The sequence below is a fragment of the Deltaproteobacteria bacterium genome, from assembly GCA_023382265.1.
Lineage (GTDB): Bacteria > JAMCPX01 > JAMCPX01 > JAMCPX01 > JAMCPX01 > JAMCPX01.
In genome coordinates, this window is sequence record JAMCPX010000007.1 from 26,225 (window position 1) to 47,062 (window position 20,838).

Annotated in this window: 20 protein-coding genes; 8 read left to right on the top strand and 12 right to left on the bottom strand. The window is 40.3% G+C overall.

What is annotated here, in order from left to right:
• Positions 1 to 3 precede the first annotated feature (3 nt).
• The 9 genes from pyrH to M1381_01050 all read right to left on the bottom strand — a co-directional run bounded on the left by pyrH (position 4) and on the right by M1381_01050 (position 8,043).
• Positions 4 to 726: a UMP kinase gene (pyrH, locus tag M1381_01010; GenBank protein ID MCL4477667.1), complete on the bottom strand. Its 723-nt coding sequence runs from the start codon at positions 724 to 726 to the stop codon at positions 4 to 6.
• A gap of 9 nt (positions 727 to 735) precedes the next feature.
• On the bottom strand, positions 736 to 1,344 hold the full coding sequence (gene tsf, locus M1381_01015; GenBank protein MCL4477668.1) for a translation elongation factor Ts: 609 nt from the start codon (positions 1,342 to 1,344) through the stop codon (positions 736 to 738).
• A gap of 18 nt (positions 1,345 to 1,362) precedes the next feature.
• A complete protein-coding gene (gene rpsB / locus M1381_01020) occupies positions 1,363 to 2,175 on the bottom strand; it encodes a 30S ribosomal protein S2 (GenBank protein MCL4477669.1) in 813 nt (270 codons plus the stop codon).
• A 222-nt stretch (positions 2,176 to 2,397) separates the two neighbouring features.
• Positions 2,398 to 3,948: a DEAD/DEAH box helicase gene (locus M1381_01025; protein ID MCL4477670.1), complete on the bottom strand. Its 1,551-nt coding sequence runs from the start codon at positions 3,946 to 3,948 to the stop codon at positions 2,398 to 2,400.
• 41 nt (positions 3,949 to 3,989) lie between these two features.
• On the bottom strand, positions 3,990 to 5,069 hold the full coding sequence (locus M1381_01030) for a type IV pilus twitching motility protein PilT (protein ID MCL4477671.1): 1,080 nt from the start codon (positions 5,067 to 5,069) through the stop codon (positions 3,990 to 3,992).
• Between the two features lie 12 nt (positions 5,070 to 5,081).
• Positions 5,082 to 5,861, bottom strand: coding sequence for a hypothetical protein (locus tag M1381_01035; protein MCL4477672.1), 780 nt, complete (start codon positions 5,859 to 5,861; stop codon positions 5,082 to 5,084).
• 9 nt (positions 5,862 to 5,870) lie between these two features.
• Positions 5,871 to 6,254, bottom strand: coding sequence for a response regulator (locus tag M1381_01040; protein MCL4477673.1), 384 nt, complete (start codon positions 6,252 to 6,254; stop codon positions 5,871 to 5,873).
• The gene (locus tag M1381_01045) at positions 6,251 to 7,279 is read right to left on the bottom strand and encodes a response regulator (protein ID MCL4477674.1); all 1,029 of its coding nucleotides are present in this window, start codon (positions 7,277 to 7,279) and stop codon (positions 6,251 to 6,253) included. The genes M1381_01040 and M1381_01045 overlap by 4 nt, the downstream gene beginning before the upstream one ends.
• 350 nt (positions 7,280 to 7,629) lie before the next feature.
• Entirely contained in the window at positions 7,630 to 8,043 is a 414-nt protein-coding gene (locus M1381_01050; GenBank protein ID MCL4477675.1) for a hypothetical protein, read from the bottom strand.
• Positions 8,044 to 8,238: 195 nt separating this feature from the next.
• Between M1381_01050 and M1381_01055 the strand changes: the two genes are divergently transcribed.
• From M1381_01055 to ligA, 4 genes are all read left to right on the top strand, one after another.
• Positions 8,239 to 9,741, top strand: a complete 1,503-nt coding sequence (locus M1381_01055; protein ID MCL4477676.1) for an ATP-binding protein — start codon at positions 8,239 to 8,241, stop codon at positions 9,739 to 9,741.
• Positions 9,731 to 11,107: a sigma-54 dependent transcriptional regulator gene (locus tag M1381_01060; GenBank protein MCL4477677.1), complete on the top strand. Its 1,377-nt coding sequence runs from the start codon at positions 9,731 to 9,733 to the stop codon at positions 11,105 to 11,107. The genes M1381_01055 and M1381_01060 overlap by 11 nt, the downstream gene beginning before the upstream one ends.
• Positions 11,108 to 11,472: 365 nt before the next feature.
• Positions 11,473 to 11,691 carry a hypothetical protein gene (locus tag M1381_01065; protein MCL4477678.1) on the top strand — a complete coding sequence of 73 codons (219 nt, stop codon included), beginning with the start codon at positions 11,473 to 11,475 and terminating at the stop codon, positions 11,689 to 11,691.
• Positions 11,688 to 13,703 carry an NAD-dependent DNA ligase LigA gene (gene ligA / locus M1381_01070; protein MCL4477679.1) on the top strand — a complete coding sequence of 672 codons (2,016 nt, stop codon included), beginning with the start codon at positions 11,688 to 11,690 and terminating at the stop codon, positions 13,701 to 13,703. The genes M1381_01065 and ligA overlap by 4 nt, the downstream gene beginning before the upstream one ends.
• Before the next feature lie 75 nt (positions 13,704 to 13,778).
• On the opposite strand, the gene M1381_01075 is transcribed toward ligA, so the two are convergent.
• From M1381_01075 to M1381_01085, 3 genes are read right to left on the bottom strand one after another with little or no spacing between them, the layout of a single operon-like run.
• Positions 13,779 to 15,950 (bottom strand): sodium-translocating pyrophosphatase, encoded by a 2,172-nt coding sequence (locus tag M1381_01075; protein ID MCL4477680.1) that lies wholly within the window; start codon positions 15,948 to 15,950, stop codon positions 13,779 to 13,781.
• Positions 15,947 to 17,119, bottom strand: a complete 1,173-nt coding sequence (locus M1381_01080; protein ID MCL4477681.1) for a hypothetical protein — start codon at positions 17,117 to 17,119, stop codon at positions 15,947 to 15,949. Before M1381_01080 ends, M1381_01075 begins: the two co-directional genes overlap by 4 nt.
• Before the next feature lie 44 nt (positions 17,120 to 17,163).
• Positions 17,164 to 17,424 (bottom strand): hypothetical protein, encoded by a 261-nt coding sequence (locus M1381_01085; GenBank protein MCL4477682.1) that lies wholly within the window; start codon positions 17,422 to 17,424, stop codon positions 17,164 to 17,166.
• 317 nt (positions 17,425 to 17,741) lie between these two features.
• Here M1381_01085 and M1381_01090 point away from each other — a divergent pair, with 317 nt between their 5' ends.
• The 4 genes from M1381_01090 to thiE are packed head-to-tail and all read left to right on the top strand — an operon-like array spanning position 17,742 to position 20,801.
• Positions 17,742 to 18,971, top strand: coding sequence for a cysteine desulfurase (locus tag M1381_01090; GenBank protein ID MCL4477683.1), 1,230 nt, complete (start codon positions 17,742 to 17,744; stop codon positions 18,969 to 18,971).
• Positions 18,961 to 19,383, top strand: coding sequence for an SUF system NifU family Fe-S cluster assembly protein (locus M1381_01095; protein MCL4477684.1), 423 nt, complete (start codon positions 18,961 to 18,963; stop codon positions 19,381 to 19,383). The genes M1381_01090 and M1381_01095 overlap by 11 nt, the downstream gene beginning before the upstream one ends.
• Positions 19,384 to 19,395: 12 nt before the next feature.
• Positions 19,396 to 20,181 (top strand): hydroxyethylthiazole kinase, encoded by a 786-nt coding sequence (gene thiM / locus M1381_01100; protein MCL4477685.1) that lies wholly within the window; start codon positions 19,396 to 19,398, stop codon positions 20,179 to 20,181.
• The gene (gene thiE / locus M1381_01105) at positions 20,178 to 20,801 is read left to right on the top strand and encodes a thiamine phosphate synthase (GenBank protein MCL4477686.1); all 624 of its coding nucleotides are present in this window, start codon (positions 20,178 to 20,180) and stop codon (positions 20,799 to 20,801) included. The genes thiM and thiE overlap by 4 nt, the downstream gene beginning before the upstream one ends.
• The last annotated feature ends 37 nt before the right edge of the window (positions 20,802 to 20,838 follow it).

Sequence of the window (20,838 nt, forward strand, 5' to 3'; positions counted from 1 at the left end):
AGATTACCTTCCTGAGATCAATGTGCCGAGCTTTTCTCCAAGCACGATTTTTTTTATGTTGCCCTTTATTTTTATATCAAAAACAATTATCGGGAAATTATTATCCATACTTAAAGAGATAGCTGTAGAATCCATTACTTTTAAACCTCCTTTAAGTATGTCCATGTATTTTAACTGATCGAATTTCACAGCCTCTTTTACGAGCTTAGGGTCGGCATCATAAACCCCATCGACCTTTGTTGCCTTCATAAGGACATCTGCCTTTATTTCTATTGCCCGTAAGGCTGCCGCTGTGTCTGTTGTAAAATAAGGATTACCTGTTCCACCGGCAAATATGACAACTCTGCCCTTTTCAAGGTGTCTGATCGCTCTCCTTCTTATATACGGCTCTGCAATCTCATGCATTTCTATTGCAGACTGTACCCTTGTGTTTATTCCAAGCTGTTCAAGCACACTCTGCATTGCAAGTGCATTTATGTTTGTTGCAAGCATACCCATATAATCTGCCGTGGTTCTATCGATCCCTAGCTCAGAGGATAACGGATCCCCCCTAACAATATTACCGCCGCCTATTACCACGGCGATCTGAACGCCAAGCTGCGAAACCTCTTTTATTTGCCCCGCGATATCTTTAAGCGACCCAGGGGATAACCCCCTGCCTTCCTCTCCGCCAAGGATTTCGCCGCTTAATTTAAGAAGTATTCTCTTATACTTCAAAGCATCCATATAATGGTATTAATCCTTTGATGTTTCGCCAAGCTGATACCTTGCAAACCTCCTTATAATAACATTCTCCCCTAACTTCCCTATAAGTGCTTTAAGCAGATCACCAACAACAATGTTCGGGTCTCTTATGTATGCCTGTTCCATGAGACATACCTCTTTATAAAATTTATCAAGTTTACCCTGAACCATTTTCTCTATGACATTAGCAGGTTTGCCGGATATTTTTGATTGCTCGGTATATATCTCTTTTTCTTTCTGAATTACATCCTGCGGAACGTCTTCACTGTTTATATAAAGAGGATTTGCAGCAGCGATTTGCATTGTTATCTCCTTTACAAACATCTTGAAATCCTGAGTTCTTGCTACAAAATCTGTTTCACAGTTTACTTCAACAAGCACACCAATTCTGTTCCCTGCATGTATATATGATTCAATGACACCTTCTGCTGCTGTTCTTCCGAGTTTTTTTGATGCAGAGGCAATACCTTTCTTACGCAGTATGTCGATTGCCCTATCATAATTGCCGTCCGCCTCTGTTAAAGCGTTTTTACATTCAAGGATACCTGCACCGGTTTTTTCTCTTAAAGATCGAACCATTTCTGATGTTATTTCTGCCATTCTAAGATATCTCCTTCTTTAATTATTAAATTCCTCGGGAACATCAAGCTCCTGATTTTTTTCTATATCGGCATTTTCAACCACTTCCTGAACCTGTTCGGGTTGTTCATGCACTTCTGGTTCTTCTATTTTTGGGGTACGTTCCTGCCTGATCTTAAACCCTTCAAGGCAAGCATCAGCCATTTTTGAAGTAATAAGCTTTACAGCCCTTATTGCATCATCATTTGCAGGTATTGGATACTGAATCGGTTCTGGATTACAATTCGTATCAACAACACCAACAATAGGAATTCCAAGTTTTCCAGCTTCCATTACCGCGATTTCTTCATGATGTGTATCAACAATAAACAACATATCCGGTAGCTTTTTCATATTCTTTACACCGCCAAGATATTTCATGAGTTTATCTTTTTTCTTCTTTAGATGCATCTGCTCTTTCTTTGTTAGCTTTTCAAATGTACCGTCTATTTCCATTTTCTCAATAGATTCAAGTCTCGAAAGGTTACTTTTAATTGTTTTATAGTTAGAAAGCATGCCTCCGAGCCATCTAACATTTACATAAAACATCCCTGCCCTGTCTGCCTCTTCCTTGATCGAATCCTGAGCCTGTTTTTTTGTACCTACAAAAAGGATGGCTCCACCGCTCGCCACAGTTTCTACTACTGCTGCATACGCCGTTTTTAGTGCTTCAAGGGTTTTTTGCAGATCTATTATGTATATCTTATTCCGCGCCTCAAAGATGTATGGCTTCATCCTTGGTTCCCATCGGTTGGTTTGATGGCCAAAATGTACACCTGCTTCAAGCAGGTCTTTCATACTGACATCGAACATAGTTCCTCCCTGGTTTTAAACTTCCATCCGCCTTTATTCTGGTTTGAAGACTCTTTCGAGCACCATTAAACCAATAGGCAGATGTGCTTATTTTATTTAACTAATTTTTAAAACATACAAAAATTCAAATTACAAGCAAATGTAAAAACTTTTTTCATTTATACGTTAAGCATGGAAAGTCGGGCAGGCATGAAAGTTGAATTTTAATAAATGATAAATAGATCAGCTATGCTTTTTTTCACGGGCCTTCTCTATTCGTACCTCTTTGCCTTTCAGGATGATTTTATCAATGGATCTTATAACCTGCTCTGCATAATCCTTTGAAACCTCAACAAATGTAAAAGCCTCCATCATGGTTATCCTGCCGATACTGTTGAACGGGACTTGTGCCTCTGCTGTAAAGGTTTTAACAATATCTTTTACTGTCATATTATCCTTCTTGCCGATTGTCATGAAAAGCCTGGTCATTGAGCCCTGCTCGTTTTCTTTTACATGTTCCGTTCTATCGCTGAACGACATACTCATTACCGCTGCGAGACACTCTATCGGATCATATTGTTCAAGTAACTTCTCTGCGGCTGGGATGAAGTTGCTGTAAGCTTCTTGTTTTATTGCAGAAGCGATGTTATCAAGTATTGATTGTTGTTTTACGGCCATCACCTCTTTTAAGGACGGCAGCTTTTCTCTTGCTATCTTAGTTTTTGCTGTCTTCTCTATAAGCCTGAACTCCCTGTATTCCTTGGGGGTTACAAACATTATTGCTATTCCGGTTTTCCCAGCCCTGCCTGTTCTGCCTATCCTGTGGATATAGCTCTCGGGATCCTGCGGTATGCTGTAATTGATCACATGCGTTACATCCTGGATGTCCAGTCCTCTTGCCGCAACATCCGTTGCAACGAGGATGTCTATGGAACCTTCTTTAAAATGCCTCATCACCGTGTTTCTCTGGGACTGGGAATAATCTCCATGAATAGCGCCGGCATTGTAGCCCATATCTTTAAGTTTTAAAGCAACCTTATCAGCTTCTCTCTTTGTGTGGCAGAACACAAGGCATCTATAAAGGTCCTCAACGTCCATGATCTTTGATAGTGCATCAAGCTTCTCATCCTCACGTACCTCATAAAAGATCTGCCTTATCTTTGGGACAACGATATCGGCAACATTTATCATGACCTTTACAGGATCGTGCATATACTTTTTAGAAAGTGAGATAACATTACTGTTGATAGTTGCTGAAAACAACATCGTTTGTTTTTGTTCCGGGGTTTTTCCTAGTATGCTCTTAATGTCATCGATAAAGCCCATATCAAGCATCTCATCAGCCTCATCAAGCACCGCTATACTGACCTTATCAAGTTTTAGTGTACCCCGATGAATGTGATCTATCACACGCCCCGGTGTTCCTATAACTATGTCAACCCCTTTTTTTAGAGCGCGGAGCTGGTGCTCAATGGACTGTCCTCCATAGATCGGGATAGCGCTGAGCCCCTTGAATTTACCGATTTTGTTAAACTCTTCTGATACCTGTATGGCAAGCTCCCGTGTAGGCTCAAGAACTATGGCCGAGGTAAGACTGCCCTTTTTGCATAACTGAAGCACTGGTATTGCAAAGGCTGCGGTCTTGCCGGTCCCGGTTTGTGCCTGACCTATAATGTCCTTACCCTCAAGCGCAGGCGGTATAGCGGCTTTCTGTATAGGCGTTGGTTCTTCATATCCCATCTGGTAAACAGCCTTTACTATCTGGGCAGATATGCCAAGTTCTTCAAAATTCATAAGTATTTTTCTCCTGTCCTTAGTAAAGTCTTCAAATTCTTTTATGTCAAGCTATCATTCGCACTTTTTGGTATGTATTGTTCAAAAATAGACTTATTATTCGCATGTGCATAGGCATCCAATGGGGTTATCTTTTTCATCTTTAGCAAGTCGAGTATGGATTGATCCATAAGCTGCATACCGTCTTTTTTACCCGTCTGAATAATGGAGGGAATTTGAAATGTTTTAGACTCCCGTATAAGATTCGATACTGCTGGATTAGAAACCATAATTTCTATTGCCGCAATCCTTCCATTGCCGTCTGCCGTTTTTATCAACTGCTGGGCTATAACCGCCTTAAGCGATTCCGAAAGCATTGTTCTTATCTGCTCCTGTTGATCCTTAGGGAATGCATCTATAATTCTATCAACCGTCTTTGAAGCACTTGAGGTGTGCAAAGTCCCAAACACGAGATGACCTGTTTCTGCTGCTGTAATGGCAAGAGCTATTGTCTCAAGATCCCTCATTTCTCCTACAAGTATTACATCGGGGTCCTCTCTTAATGCAGAACGCAACGCAGCAGCAAAGCTATTAGTATGATCCCCGATCTGTCTCTGGTTTACAAGACATCCGACATTTTGATGGACAAATTCTATCGGATCTTCAAGCGTTAAAATGTGTTCCGAAGAAGTCCTGTTAATGAAATCAATAAGGGCTGCAAGTGTTGTAGATTTTCCGCTCCCGGTGGGTCCAGTTACAAGAATAAGCCCCTTTTCATAATTACAGAAAAGTTTTATTACATCAGGCATACCGAGTTCCTCAAGCTTTGGTACGGCCGACGGAATCATCCTTAACACTGCTGCCATACCTCTTCTTTGAAGAAATGCATTAACCCTGAACCTTGCCGTCCCTTTGAGTTCATATGCAAAATCATATTCTTTATTTTGTAAGAACGATTGCTTGCCATTCTCATCCATAACTTCGAGTATCAATGATTCCATATCGTTTTGAGTAAGCTCTCTGAATTCTGTTTTTACGAGATCTCCGTGCATTCTAATAATAGGTGGAGAACCTACTGCTATATGGAGGTCTGAGCCCTTTTTTTCTTTGAGTAACTTTAATAAACCATCAATCTTTGCCATAAGCCTCTAATTCTATTCAGCCCAGCTGCCGTTTTTAATTTTTACGGCTATCAAATCCCTTAATTTACCAATACGCATCACTGATTTTATATGTTCCTCTTCTATATGATCTTCGGCTAAAATCACGCCGATCAAATCATCTATTAGAATATCCAGAAGATAATTGCCTATAACTGCTCCGCGATAAAAAAGCGATATGTTCACATTTTTAGCGTACCTGCCCTCAAAAGCCATGCATATGGCATTTTTATAAACAAGTTTCTCAAATCCGGGTCCGACGTCTTTTAATATCCTGTATATCTCCGGCCTTATGTCTAAGATTTTCGCATCAGTTTTATTACCCAAAGAGCCCGGCTCACGATTTCTGTAAACGTACTCTATCATCCTTAAAATCTCTTTCTCGTCGCTTATTGCTAAATTTACCTTTTTACCCGAAATATGTTCGATCTCTTCTATGGGCTCATTTTCCAGCGGATCGGCAACGACAACATTAACAAAATCGTGAGCCTGACTTATTGTCAGCAGTGCATGTCGTTTGGCAAACTCATAAGGCACAAGGAGTACACTCTTCGGATCGATCATGTATTTTTCCTCAAGATCTGGTATATATGGAATGTTCAACTGTGAAGCAATCGCCCAGTTTATATCATCCTTTCCAAGAAAACCGAGTTTTACAACAGCATCACCAAACTTAATACCGTGCGTTTTTTGCAAGTTGAGAGCCTGTTCTATTTGATCATTGTTTAATAATTTTATGTCCCTTAACAATTCACCGAGCTTTTTTTTATACATGATATTGAGCTATACTTTTGGGTTAAGATTTTTCTTCCTTGCGAGGGTGATCAGATTTTCAAGTTTCTCTACCTTAAACGGTTTTTCTATGTACAACAAAGAGCCTATATTAAATGCACTCTCCATAACCTCTTTTGAGCCATAAGCTGTCATCACAATAACAACCGTTTGCGGGTACTTCTTCTTTATGATTTCAACAAGAGATATTCCATCCATCTTCGGCATTTTAATATCCGTAACAACTATATCAAATTGCGCTTTCTCAAGCTGTTCTACCGCTTCTTCTGCACTGTAAACGGCAAACACTTCAAGACTCCTGTCATTTGCATTTAATAATTTTGATATATTATTTGCAAAATACACTTCATCATCGATAATTAATATCTTTGTCATTTAGACTTTCCCTTTTTGTCATAAGCATTATCATCGATCACCCCTTCTCTGAGCAGATCAAAAAATACCTCAGTCACGTTCGGATCAAACTGCGTGCTCTCATGTAATTTTATTTCATAAATTGATTCCTGAAGGTTTTTTGCCGGTCTATACAAACGTTTTGACCTCATTGCATCGTAAGCATCTGCAATAGCTATAATCCTTGCCTGGACTGGAATATCATGACCTTTAAGATTATCCGGATAACCGTCACCGTTTACCCATTCATGATGGCTTCTTACAATATTGGATATATTATTGAATGGCTTTTGTTCTCTCAGTATCTGCTCGCCGTAAACGGTATGCATCTTAACGATTTCTCTTTCTTCCTCCGTAAGAGAAGAAGGTTTAAGCAGGACATAATCGGATATAGCCAGTTTACCTATATCGTGAAAAATGGATGCCCAATAAAGTATGTCGAGTTGTTCTGCAGAAAGTGTCATGCGTTTACCGATCCGCATTGAAATCAAATTTACCCGTTTGGTGTGCAGTTCAAGTGCCGGATCCTTGATTTCAATAATAGAGAGGAAGTTATTTTTTAAAGCATCGAGTTCCTGCGAGATAATCTTTTCATATAAATTCTGTCTCAATTCAATCAAAAGGTTTTCCCTTTGCTGCCTCTTATTTTTGTATAGCTCTTTAATCTTTTCTAACAATAACGATGGTTCAAACGGCTTTATTATGAAATCATGCACGCCAATTTTGATTGCATCGACAGCAATGGATAATTCGGGATATCCTGTCATAACCATTATACCCGTTAATGGATACCTATGCTTCAATTCTTTAGATAATTCGATACCGCTTTCGTTTTTAAGCATCACATCAAATAATGCCATGTCCGGCTTGACATCATTTATACTTGCTTTAAAATCTTCTGCACTTGAAAAGGTGACGACATTTGTATCTGGAAGACTCGATGTTATAAATTCGGAAAGCATTTTAAGCAGCATCACATCATCTTCTACTATTAGTATATTTTTCATATCATTTATAAATAGCAATATGTGTGCCAGATAAATTTTTAGATAACTACTTGGAATATAAAGATAATCTAAATATGGAGTATACTTGATATGGTAAATATTAAACATCAAAACTATATTAATATTTGTAATTTGCGGTTTTAATGTATGTAAGTATCTCTTATTGAAACACTAATCTTGTCCTTGCGCGTTTGATTAAAAATAAGCAATAATGATTAAATTTCCGCTGAACCTCCGCCAAGTTGGTGGCTTCTTAGGAATGATCATACAATCTGAAATGAACACAAATATGCATCAAATTGGTACTTGCTCCAAACTATGTAAACCGGCTCATGAAACGTATAAAGATATCAGTGCTTAATTAAATACCATACGTAGTTTATGGTAAAGCTTCCAAATACAAGACTGGTCAGATTTATAAGGATTTCAAAAAACATGCCGGAGTTTATGTGTTTGTACATACCGTTCTCAATGTTATACAATACATCCATTAATCCTAAGAAAACGAATGTACCGCCTGCAACAATACCCCATAACACACCTATTGACTCACTCCTGTAAAGGAAATAGGCTGATAAGAAAAATGCTATGCTCATCCAGAGATCGGCAGCAACAAAACTTTTTTGAAATACCATGTAACACTTTTCATCTGAAGATTGGACACTGCCTGGAACAAAGAAAAAGAGTATCCAGAAAACTATCGTGAATACACCGGCAAGAACCTCAAGGACGATAAACACCATGGAAACATTATTTATAACCATATAACCTCCTTAATGATTTTTATCAAATATCACAAATAAAAAAATTGTTAAAGCATAAATCGCATCATACGTTGCCAGGTAATTTAAATACACATCACAGCCAAACCGGAAGACAGGCGCACAAGTACCGTTACAACCGGCCGCATCTCGGCTGTCTCATTTGCATCACTCGGAATTTCATGGTAATTAAAAATTATGATAAAACGCATCATCGGAAAGTTTAAGTTATACGTATCAAAGCCGTGGGAAATATTTACCAGCCTTTCTTTAAAATTAAAACTCTCTATTGCCATGATGATGATCACTTTGCTTATGGTTGGCCTTCTATCATACATTCATTATGAAAATGAGAATGTGCTTATAAATGATTTTAAGGAAGACACGCTTAGCCTTTCAACAGCCATACAGATCGGCATTCAGCAGATGACAATGGTAACAGGCAAAACGGATGAGGCAAGGTTAAGATCCTATATAAAAGATTTAAACAAAAAAGGCGTAAAAGAGATCTCCATCATAAATAATCAGAACGAGGTCATAGCGAGTTCCAACCCAAAACATAAGGGGCAGATACTCAGAATAATTCACCCCAAAAAAGAATTCATGATAACAACAAGCCTGGGTGAAGAAAACCCATCAAAGCCGCAAAAATCCTACAATATTATAGTCCCGATTATTGTAGGTAATGTACAGCTTGGTTATGCACATATTGTCATGCATCTGGATGATATCCAAAGAATCCTTGAAAAAACATTCTATGAAAGAATACTCGTTGCCATAATAATCCTTAGTTTTGGGATCAGCGCCATTATTTATCTGTCAAACAGATACACAAAACCTTTGTATAATGTCATTGATGCTGCAAAAAACATATCAGATGGAAATCTCAAAACGAGATTGGCGGAAGATAGAAATGACGAAATCGGGGTGCTCAATAAGAGCTTTAACAATATGATAAAGAGCCTGAGCGAAAAAAAGGAACTCGAAGACAGGCTGCGGAAATCGGAAGAACTTTCAAAACTCGGACAGCTTTCTGCAGGACTTGCACATGAGATAAAAAATCCATTAAATTTTATTAATCTTAGCATAGATCACCTTAAAACAAAAGCAATGGGACTGAACGGAAAGATGCAGGAAGAATTTGTAAGTACGGTAGATGCTATCAAAGCAGAGCTTTACCGTTTAAACAGGCTTACAGAGCAGTTTCTTAATCATGGAAAAACAATTCTAATCAATAAACAACCGATGAACCTAAACCTGCTTCTCGCACAGATAATAGAGCTCATAAGAAGCAAAATCGAATCACAAAACATTACACTCGATCTCTCAATGCCCGACAGTATAGTTTATGCAGATGGAGAAGTTGAGCACCTGAGAACGGCAATTCTCAACATCGTAATTAATGCTATAGAAGCCATGCCTGACGGCGGGAAACTTACAGTAAGGCTCTCGATGGATAGTACACAATGTTATATGGGGTTTAAAGATACGGGATCCGGGATAACCGAAGATAACCTTGATAAGGTATTTGAACCATTTTTTACAACAAAAGAAACCGGCATAGGTTTCGGTCTGGCTATATGTAAAGACATTATAACCCAGCACAATGGATCGATCTCTGTAAAGTCTATGAAGGATCATGAAACAGAGTTTACGGTAAGCCTGCCCTTATCAAAAGTACAATTCTCAAATGCGGTATAATATTGTAGTCGTAGACGACGATATAAAACAGGCAGAAATCATAGTAAAGATCCTTGGTGATGAAGGTTACTTCGCAAAGGGCACAAACAAACCTCATGAAGTTCTTGAACTTTCAAAAAACAATTCTATTGAACTTGTGATCAGTGATCAGGCAATGCCAGGCATGGACGGGATAAAGCTGTTAGAAGCACTCTCTACAATTACGGAACCACCTCTTGTGATAATCCTTACAGGGTACGGCACAATCTCAAAGGCTGTTGAAGCTATGAAAAAAAAGGCGTTTGACTATCTTACAAAACCGCTTGACAGGGATAGACTGCTAATGGTTGTAAAGAATGCACTTGAGCTTAAAAGGCTTGATAAAGAGAACAAAGAACTGCGGGCAATAATCAAGGGAGACCGGATAGACAGCATAATTGGCAGTTCGGGTGTAATAGAAGATGTAAAGAAGATCATAAAAAAAGTAGCTCCAACAAACTCGACACTTTTAATAACAGGCGAGAGCGGAACCGGTAAAGAACTTGTAGCAAGAGCAGTACATAGACTCAGTCTAAGAAAGGATGCCACGTTCTCAGCAATAAATTGTGCAGCAATACCGGACACGCTTATAGAAAGCGAATTATTTGGATACGAGAAAGGTGCTTTTACAGGTGCCGTAACATCAAAACAAGGCATTATCGGGGCAACAGATAAAGGTACATTGTTTCTCGATGAAATAAGTGAATTAAGTACCAACATGCAGGCAAAGCTCCTGAGGCTGATTCAAAATAAGGAGATCAAACCACTCGGCAGCTCCAGCATAGTCCCGGTTGATGTAAGGATCATCTCTGCAACAAACAAACCCATAGAGCAGGAAATAAAAAACGGGAGATTCAGGGAAGACCTTTATTACAGATTAAATGTTATAACAATACAGATACCTCCATTAAGGGAAAGACAGACAGATATACCAATCCTGATTGAATACTTTTTAAAAAAGTATAATTACGCCCACTCAAAACAGATAAAAAGCATAGATAATGATGCGATTGGCCTTCTTCTTAAATACGGTTGGCCCGGGAATGTAAGACAGCTTGAGTCTGTAATTGAAAGGGCTATATTGCTTACGGAGAGCGATGTGATAACAAAAAATGACCTGCCCATAGAAATAAAAACTGCAAAATCCACAGTAATAGATCTCGGAATGTATGATTTTGAACTCCCAAATACCGGTATCAATTTTTACGAGCTTGAAAAAACAATACTTATAAAGGCAATGAAAAAAGCAGACGGCGTAATTACAAAAGCAGCGGGTTTACTTGGTATGAGCTATAGGACTTTACAGTACAGGCTTGAAAAATTCGGGATAAACAGGAAGCCTGATTAATCGCAGTAAGCCCCGTAGAAAACCTTAAGCAGCGTTAATCCATAACGCGTTTGTCTCTGAAACGGAACATCCGTTTGAGATGCGGTTCAGGCGTTTTTTGCCGGGATCCCTTTATATTTGATACCTTGATTCGCAACCCAGACATTGCCGGATGCGTCTATCACTATGCCAGAAGGTAAAAGAATAACCGCATCATATAGTCCCCTTATTTCATTAATTGCTTTAAGCGGATGGCTATTTTACCTCGTAAGACCCGTAAAAACAATAATATTTATAAGGCTAATGCAATCTCTTATCACACTTTGGAAATATCCATGTCCTCAATATAATTGACTTGATCGGCGGTATGCTTTAGAAATGGATAAATGCTGAAGACATACCTGCAGGAAACATATAATGATGCAGTTATACACAAAGAAACGAATATCCTCGCAGCAAGCAGTGGGGTATCCGTTATACCAAAGCTTGCGGGCATACATCCTCTGAATTCCAGCTTTTGCGGGAATGGAAATATAGGCACTTTACCCCGGCGTAAACGTCGAGGAAATCTTTTGATTAAAGCAATAAAGGTTAAAAAGGGATGAAACAGCACGATGCTGAAAAAAGAATAACAGAGCTAAGGAGGATACTGGATCACCATAATTATCTTTACTACGTGCTTGATTCACCTGAGATCTCTGATGATGAGTACGACCGCCTGTTCAGGGAATTAAAAATGTTTGAAGAGCAGTATCCTCAATTCTTAGACCCAAATTCCCCTACACGGCGTGTCGGGGCAAAGCCGCTCGAGAAGTTCAGCCAGGTAAAACATACAGTCCCCATGCTCAGCCTCGACAATGCGTTTTCCAACGAAGAATTCAATCAGTTTGTGGATCGAATAAACAGATTTCTCGGCAGGGAAGGGCCTTATGATTTTGTCGGGGAGCCCAAGCTTGACGGGCTCGGTGTCGAGCTCATTTATGAAAGCGGTGTGTTCAAGATCGGTTCTACAAGGGGTGATGGTAATGTCGGAGAGGACGTAACACAAAATTTAAGGACAATTAAGGCCATACCCATGTATCTTATTGAGGGCAGGTATCCAACTCCTAAAAGGATTGAGGTGCGAGGAGAGGTGATCATGAACAAGAAGGACTTCCTGAGCCTGAATACCCGGCGTGAGGAACAGGGGGAGCCTTTATTCAGTAATCCAAGAAACGCTGCAGCCGGTTCCCTCAGGCAACTTGATCCTAAGATCACAGCCCGGCGTAATCTCGATATAATCTTATACGCAGCAGGCAGTTATGACGGCGTAGAGTTCAAAACCCATTTGGAGATGCTTGAACATTTTAAGGCATGGGGCATGAAGACGAACCCTCTTAATAAACTACTGCACACAAAGGATGATGTGTTTAAATATTTCTCGGATATAGAAAAAAAAAGGGACGACCTTCCCTACGAATGCGATGGGGTCGTTTTTAAGATAAATTCCCTGTCTCTTCAGAGGTTCCTTGGTGAGGTTTCACGCAATCCGCGATGGGCAATAGCTTACAAGTTCAAACCCAGGACAGCAATGACGAAAGTACTGGACATAGTACCTCAGGTCGGCAGGACCGGTATACTAACCCCTGTTGCACTGCTTGAGCCGGTCAATATCGGAGGTGCAAGGATACAGCGTTCAACGCTGCACAACCAGAGTGAATTGGACAAAAAGGATATACGGATAGGTGATACGGTCGTTGTGGAGAGAGCAGGTGACGTTATACCTGAGGTTGTAAACGTTGTTAAGGAAAAAAGGACCGGTAAAGAGGTACCCTTTCATATGCCTGATAAATGTCCGGTATGCGGTTCTAAAATTGAGAAACTCGAAGACGATATATTTTACAGATGCATAAATATTTCATGCCCGGCCCAGGTTAAAGAAAAAATACGGCATTTCGCACAGCGCGGTGCAATGAACATTGAAGGGCTTGGAGAAAAATGGATCAGCACTCTTGTTGATAAAAACATTGTTCAGGATGTCGCATCGCTTTACGCATTGAAAAAGGAAGATATCATATCCATGGAGCGAATGGGCGATGTGCTTGCGAAAAAACTCACCGATGCTGTCCAAAAAAGCAGGGGTGCACAGCTTGACAGGTTTATCTTTGCCCTCGGCATACTGCATGTGGGAGAGCACATAGCAAAGACACTCGCTATGAAGTTTAAGAGTATCGATGACCTTGAAAAGGCAACAAAAGAGGAACTTCAGCAAATCGAAGGCATAGGCCCTGAGATTGCCGAGAGTATTCATGATTTCTTTTATACGAAAGAGAATCAGATTCTTCTCGGGAAATTAATGTCATTCCTCAACATTACGAACCCGTATGAAGGAGCCGTCACCGGGCACCTGAAGGGCATGAGGTTTATCTTTACCGGCGGACTTACCGCGCTTTCACGGGATCAGGCAAAACAGCTTGTCGAGCAAAACGGGGGCAGTGTCACGGAATCGATTAGTAAAAAGGTTGATTATGTCGTTGCCGGGGATCAACCCGGCTCGAAATTGGATAAAGCCCGATCCTTTGGCCTGAAGATCCTGTCAGAGGATGAATTCCTTAAGCTGGTGCGTGACCAAAAATAATGCCGTCATAAGACAGAAATAAAAAGCCCCGCAGCAATGCGCGGGGCTTTTTTAATTCAAAACAAGTTTATAAATTTACAGGAACAATGGTGCCATGACAAGTGTAACCGTAGCCAATAATTTAATAAGAACGTGGATAGATGGACCTGCTGTATCCTTGAATGGGTCGCCTACCGTATCACCTACAACCGCTGCCTTGTGTGCATCGGATCCCTTGCCTCCAAACATACCTGTTTCTATGTACTTCTTTGCATTATCCCATGCACCACCGCCGTTGTTCATAACCACGGCAAGCAATACGCCGGTAATTGTTCCAACCATTAGAAAACCTCCAACTGCCTGTGCACCAACATCAAACCTCTTAAAAATTAACCCTATAACAATCGGTGAAAGTATTGGCAGGATACCCGGAAGTATCATCTTCTTAAGGGCTGTCTTTGTAACAATATCAACTGTTCGTGCATAATCCGGCTTTGAAGTGCCTTTCATAATGCCCGGGTTTTCCTTAAATTGCGCCCTGACATCGCTTATTACCGAATACGCTGCTTTACCGACAGCACTTATTGCGAGCGATGCAAATATAAATACCAGCATTCCACCAAACATAGCAGCGACAAATATATGTACCTCTGCAAGATTGATGGTATGTGCCATAGTATAAATCTGTTGTGCAGTATAGCTTGCAAAGTTCTTTGATTTCTGCATCAATTCGCCGACATCGTCAAGGTATGCATTGAATAGCAGGAATGCCGCAAGTGCCGCACTGCCTATTGCATAGCCTTTTGTCAATGCCTTTGTTGTATTACCAACAGCATCAAGCCTGTCGGTCTTCTTCCTGATCTCTTCCGGCTGTTGTGACATCTCGATGATGCCTCCTGCATTATCCGTTATCGGACCGAATGTATCCATTGCAAGGATGTAAGCGGAGGTTGAAAGCATACCCATTGTTGCAATCGCAGTTCCAAAAAATCCGCCGCCTGATATAGCAACTTTTCCAGGATGCATTGCCATTTCGAGATCACTTCCCTTGATTCCAAAGTAGTAGGAAAGAATCAGTGCGATCGATATTACTATTACAGGCAGTACCGTATTCTCAAGTGCCACTGCAAAACCCGTAATAATAACGGTCGCAGGCCCTGTCTTTGCAGATTCTGCAATTGATTTAACAGGCCTGTATTTGTATTCCGTATAGTACTGTGTGATATACACAAACAGGATACTTGTTACAATACCAACCAGACCAGCGTAGAAGAACCATATATTCCCGTTAAGCATAAGGTCTGTTGCAGCGTAAAAACCGATTGCAGCAAGTATGCTTGTAAGAAAATAACCATTGTTCAATGCCTGCATAGGATCTCCATCTTCTTTTGTCTTTACAACCATAACGCCAAACATAGCTGCAATAAGACCGAATGCCCTTGCAAGCAGAGGAAACAGTATGCCCTTCAATCCAAAATGAGGATAAAGTGCTATTCCAAGTATCATGGCTCCAATGTTTTCTGCTGCGGTTGATTCAAATAAGTCAGCTCCCCTGCCTGCGCAGTCACCGACATTGTCACCGACAAGGTCTGCTATAACAGCAGGGTTTCTTGGGTCATCCTCAGGAATTCCCGCCTCTACCTTACCCACGAGGTCTGCACCGACATCAGCGGCCTTCGTATAAATACCGCCGCCAAGCTGGGCAAACAAAGCAACAAAACTGGCGCCAAATCCGTACCCAACAAGCATGTATGGTACATGGGTTGGATTACCAAGACCGCCGTATATCAAGAATAATATAGATATACCGAGCAAACTCATTGCAACAATTGTTATACCTGAAACAGCGCCCCCGCGTAGCGATACCTTCAATGCCTCATCAAGGCTCCGTGTTGATGCGGCTGCGGTTCTTACGTTCGATCTGATAGCAATATGCATACCCACATAACCTGCGAGTGCAGATGAGAATGAGCCGAATATAAAGGCTATGCCGGTTTTTATTGCAAGGCTTGTATCGTGCTGTACACCGTAGTATATACCAAAGATGATAATGGCTGTAAGAATCGCGAGTGATATAATCGTTTTGTACTGCCTGTTCAAAAATGCGACAGCGCCCTCTTTAATCGCGTTACTGATTTCCTGCATCTTCGGTGTTCCCATATCCTTTTTAAGAACCCACCTTGCCAACCAGCCTGCGTATCCCAGTGATACGAGACTGACCGCAATGATGCAAGTCAATATTATTTGAGCTTCTTGTCCCTGTGTCATACTTCCTCCTTCTTTATTTTTATATATTTTTTATAAACCAAGACAAAATCGTTTAACGCATCCATACCTTTAAATCCGGCAACAATCATCACCGACTCTAACAAAGCCCATCCTAAAAATATCCCCATAACAATCCCTCTTAAATCGGGGAATATAAACTGTATAAGCCACATAACGAATACTAAACTTGCTTCATACAAAGTAAATCGCATGTCAATCAAAAGTAAAGCAACCGTTATACATTGAGCAAAAGTTAGCAGCATTTCCATCTTCTGATAAGTATCAAAATGTATTGGCGATATGTGCCCGATCGAAACCGCATATATAAAAGGAAGCAGTGCCGGAAGAATTGTCAGTTGATTAATCGTTGATGAGGTTAAATTCATCAGCCCCATTGCTGCACCAGTCTTTTTTTTTGCCCAATAAAATGCACTTAGTTTTTCCGGAAACTCGGACAGGAAGGGCGCAACCCATTGAATGAATATAAAGTTTGAGACCCCGAGTGTAGCAGCTATGCCCATCATACTTCCTATAAATGGACCAACCACGAGTATAAGACCAAGCCCTCCTGCCAAAAATAGCATAACAATTGTGACAGTTCTCTGAAAAGGCTTCATGGATATAACTTTACGCGGGACATACTCTATATGTTCTTCTTTGTCAGAGGAGGGTAATCTGAATAACAGCATTAAATATATAGCATAGACACTAATCATAAAAAGGCCATCATACATGTTTAGACTCCCTTTAAGATAAATAAAAAATAAATAGATTGTACCAAGGAGGAAAAATACCACTTCAATGGAGTGAGTCTCATTGATTATAATGGTAGAGCCGTTTTTATGTTTTCTATTGTACAGGTATGAAACAAAAAATACCAGCGGAAGCCCAACGCCTGTTAATAATCTCAAGGAGCCTGTAAAATTTGCAAGCAGCAAATGCACTTGCTGTTTCCATGCAAGATCAGCCTCTACCATAAATTCAGGTGCTGTTTGAAACCATGCAAGTAATGCAAGTGCAAGCCCTTGCGAAAGAAAAAATTGTGCAGACTCAGCGGCCCATGCAATTATGAATGCGAGAATCACTATAAGAGGAAAGGTCCATAAGGCATGGATTGAATGCATCTCTCCGTATAAAAGAACAGGCAGCATATTCAAGCATTCTGACATAACTGTTGTTAGCTTTTAAATAATTTAAAAGTCAATTCTTATTGTTATTCATCTTCTACGAAGCTTAGCTGATTTATTGCATTATTTGTCAGCTCATCGACAAGCTCCATATTGTTATTAGCGATATCATCTCTTATCCGGGTGAGCGATTTCAAATCATAACCTTTAAGGTTCTCTGTGAGCTTTTTCTTAATATTCTCTATATCATCAGAAAACAACTCCTCAAATTCCTCCTCATTATCCCATGCGATCTGTTTGTATCTATCAATACACGTCTTAACTATGTAATCTACAATATCATCCATAATCACTTCCTTGTATTTTTCAAAAGTTCTATCTGAAAATAGAGATCAATTCAAGAATAAACAGATTATTAGAGCAGCCTCAAACATACAATAAAGATACATTTGTACAACATTAACCGCACTGCAAAGATAAACCGGGGTGACAGGCTTATCAGGCTGACCAGAAATAGCGTTTTTATCCTGTTTTGATTTGCTAACCGATTGGTTGTATTTAGGCTGATTTTGGGAAATTTGAATTCTCGGTTACATATTGTATAGGTTCTTGATTTATAGTATTTCATGGCTTATGTATATTTTAATTCAGATTGGAGCTTATAATGGATATTGAACGAATAAGAAAAGATTTCCCCGTTTTATCACGCATTGTCAGGGATAAACTGCTTGTTTATCTTGACAACGCGGCAACAACACAAAAACCGATTCAGGTAATAGAGGCGATAAGCGATCTATATAAACGATACAATGCAAATGTGCATAGAGGTGTTTATCTGCTCGCAGAAGAAGCAACAGACGCACATGAGGCGGCAAGAGAGGCTGTAAGAAGATTTATAGATGCACCTTCTACGGAAGAGATTATCTTTACAAGGAATACAACAGAGTCGATTAACCTTATTGCATACACATGGGCAGAGGCAAATTTAAAAAGCGGGGATGAGATTATTCTAAGCATAATGGAGCATCATAGCAATTATATCCCGTGGTTCAGAATAGCACAGAGGAAGCATGCAAGCATAAAGATCGTTCCCGCAACTTCAGAGGGTATTTTTGATATGCAGGCATTCAAAGGTATGCTATCTGAAAGGACAAGGCTTGTAACAGTTACACAGATGTCAAATGTCTACGGCACAATAAATCCGGTAGAAGAGATAACACGGCTTTCACATGAAGCAGGCGCTACTGTTATTGTGGACGGAGCGCAGAGTGCTCCACATATGAAGGTGGATGTTAAAAAGATAGGTTGTGACTTTTTTGCATTTTCGGGTCATAAGATGCTTGGACCAACAGGTATTGGAGTTCTATACGCAAAGAAATCATATCTCAGCAACATGGAGCCGTTTTTAACAGGCGGAGAAATGATACTCAAGGTTACACTTAATAATGTCATTTATAATGAACTGCCCTGGAAGTTTGAAGCAGGTACGCCTGACTATGAAGGTTCCATCGGTTTAAAAGCAGCAATAGAGTATCTCGAATCCATAGGAATGGATAATATTGCAGAGTACGAACATGAGCTGACCGTGTATGGGTTAAAAAAAATGAAAGAGGTGCCGGGCATAATAATTTATGGGCCTGATGATCCGTCCAAAAAAGGCGGGATCATCGCATTTAATATAGACGGCATGCATTCCCATGATATTGCAACAATACTTGACAGCGAGGGAATAGCAATAAGGGCAGGTCATCATTGTGCACAGCCGCTCATGATTGTTTGTGATGTTTCTGCAATGGCAAGGGCGAGTTTTTATTTTTACAATACAAAGCAGGAGATTGATAAGCTTGTACAGACACTAAAAAAGGCAAAGGAGATGTTTACGCATGGCACTTGAAGATTTATATAAAGAGATTGTTATAGAACACTATCAGCATCCAAAACATCATGGGCATCTTGAGCACTTTGAAGCAAAAGCAGAGGGTTCAAACCCATTATGCGGAGACGAAATAGGGATAGAGCTTCAATTCGATGGAGACGTCATAAAACAGATCATGTTTACAGGCGGTGGCTGCTCAATAAGCCAATCCGCCATTGACATGCTTGCAGATATAGTAAAAGGAAAGTCTACAACAGAGATACATAAGATTATCGAGGAATACAAAAAGATGCTACAGGGGGAGCAGCACGATCCGGATATCATCGGTGATCTTGAGGCACTTTCAGAAGTAAAAAAATATCCCGCAAGGGTAAAGTGCGCCAGTTTAAGCTATGCGGTGCTTGAGCAGGCAATAAATCAGAAAAAATAATCGGAGGAGATAATGGTTCAATATTATGATGACCTTTTAAAGATCAGAAAAACAAAACCGCTTGTGCACCACATAACAAACTATGTTGTCATGAACGTCAGTGCCAATATAACACTTGCACTCGGGGCATCCCCTGTAATGGCTCATGCAAAGCCGGAGGTAGAGGATATGGCATCAATTGCCCAGGTGCTTTACCTGAATATAGGTACACTGAGTGATGAGTGGATCGAAGCAATGATCATGGCAGGTAAAATGGCTAATAGATCGCACGTTCCTGTGCTGCTTGATCCTGTTGGTGCCGGAGCAACTATATACAGAACACAAACCGCCAACCGGATATTAAAAGAAGTAAAGGTTAATGTGCTTAAAGGCAATGGAGGTGAGATGCAGTCGCTCGCAGGTGAAGATGTAAAGGTAAAAGGTGTTGATTCTACAACATCGGCAAGTCCAGACATTGCATCTGCACTTGCAAGTAAATATGGACTTATTGCCGTTGTAACAGGAAAAGATGACTATGTGTCCGACGGCAAAAAAACAGCGGTTATAAGTAACGGTACGGATATGTTTCAGAAAATAACCGGTGCCGGTTGTATGCTCGGATCTATTATTGCATCATTTATGGCTATTAATAATGATTATTTTACAGCTTCTATACAAGGACTCGTATCATTTGAGATAGCAGGTGAAAAGGCAGTGACAAAGTCAAAACTTCCTGGTGGTTTTATGCCTGCACTAATCGATGCAATATCAATACTTGATGAAGATGCATATAAACTTGCAAAGGTAAAGATAAAGTGAGGGGCAACAAACCACAAATACCGCCCGGCATTTACGGTATTACATCAAGGGATTTCGGTTACACCCATGAACAAACAGCCGTGTATTTATTAAAGGCGGGTGTAAAGGTCATCCAGTATAGAGAAAAACACGCCGACACGCGGATTCAATACAAAGAAGCTAAAAGAATAAAAGAGCTGTGCATTGCTTACGGTGCTTTATTCATAATAAATGATAGAATGGATATAGCCCTTGCCGTTGATGCAGACGGTATTCATATAGGCCAGGATGATATGCCAATTGAAGTGGTAAAACGGTACATGGATGGAAAGATTATAGGTGTATCGGTAAGAACTGAACAAGAGGCAATAATAGCACAAACAAACGGTGCCGATTATCTCGGTGCAGGTGCTGTGTATCCAACAACAACAAAAGAGGATGCACTAAGTATAGGGCTTGAGGGACTGGCAAAGATCATAAATGCTACAACCTGTCCTGTCGTTGCCATAGGCGGAATAACAATGGATAAAATTCCAGCATTAAAAGGACTTGATTTGCACGGCATGGCGGTTATATCGGCTATTGCTGGTGCTCCTGACCCGGAGAGATCTGCGAAAAAATTTATTCAATTATTTGGATAATGATCCGGGCTTACCGTATGAGATTTTTTAAACAATA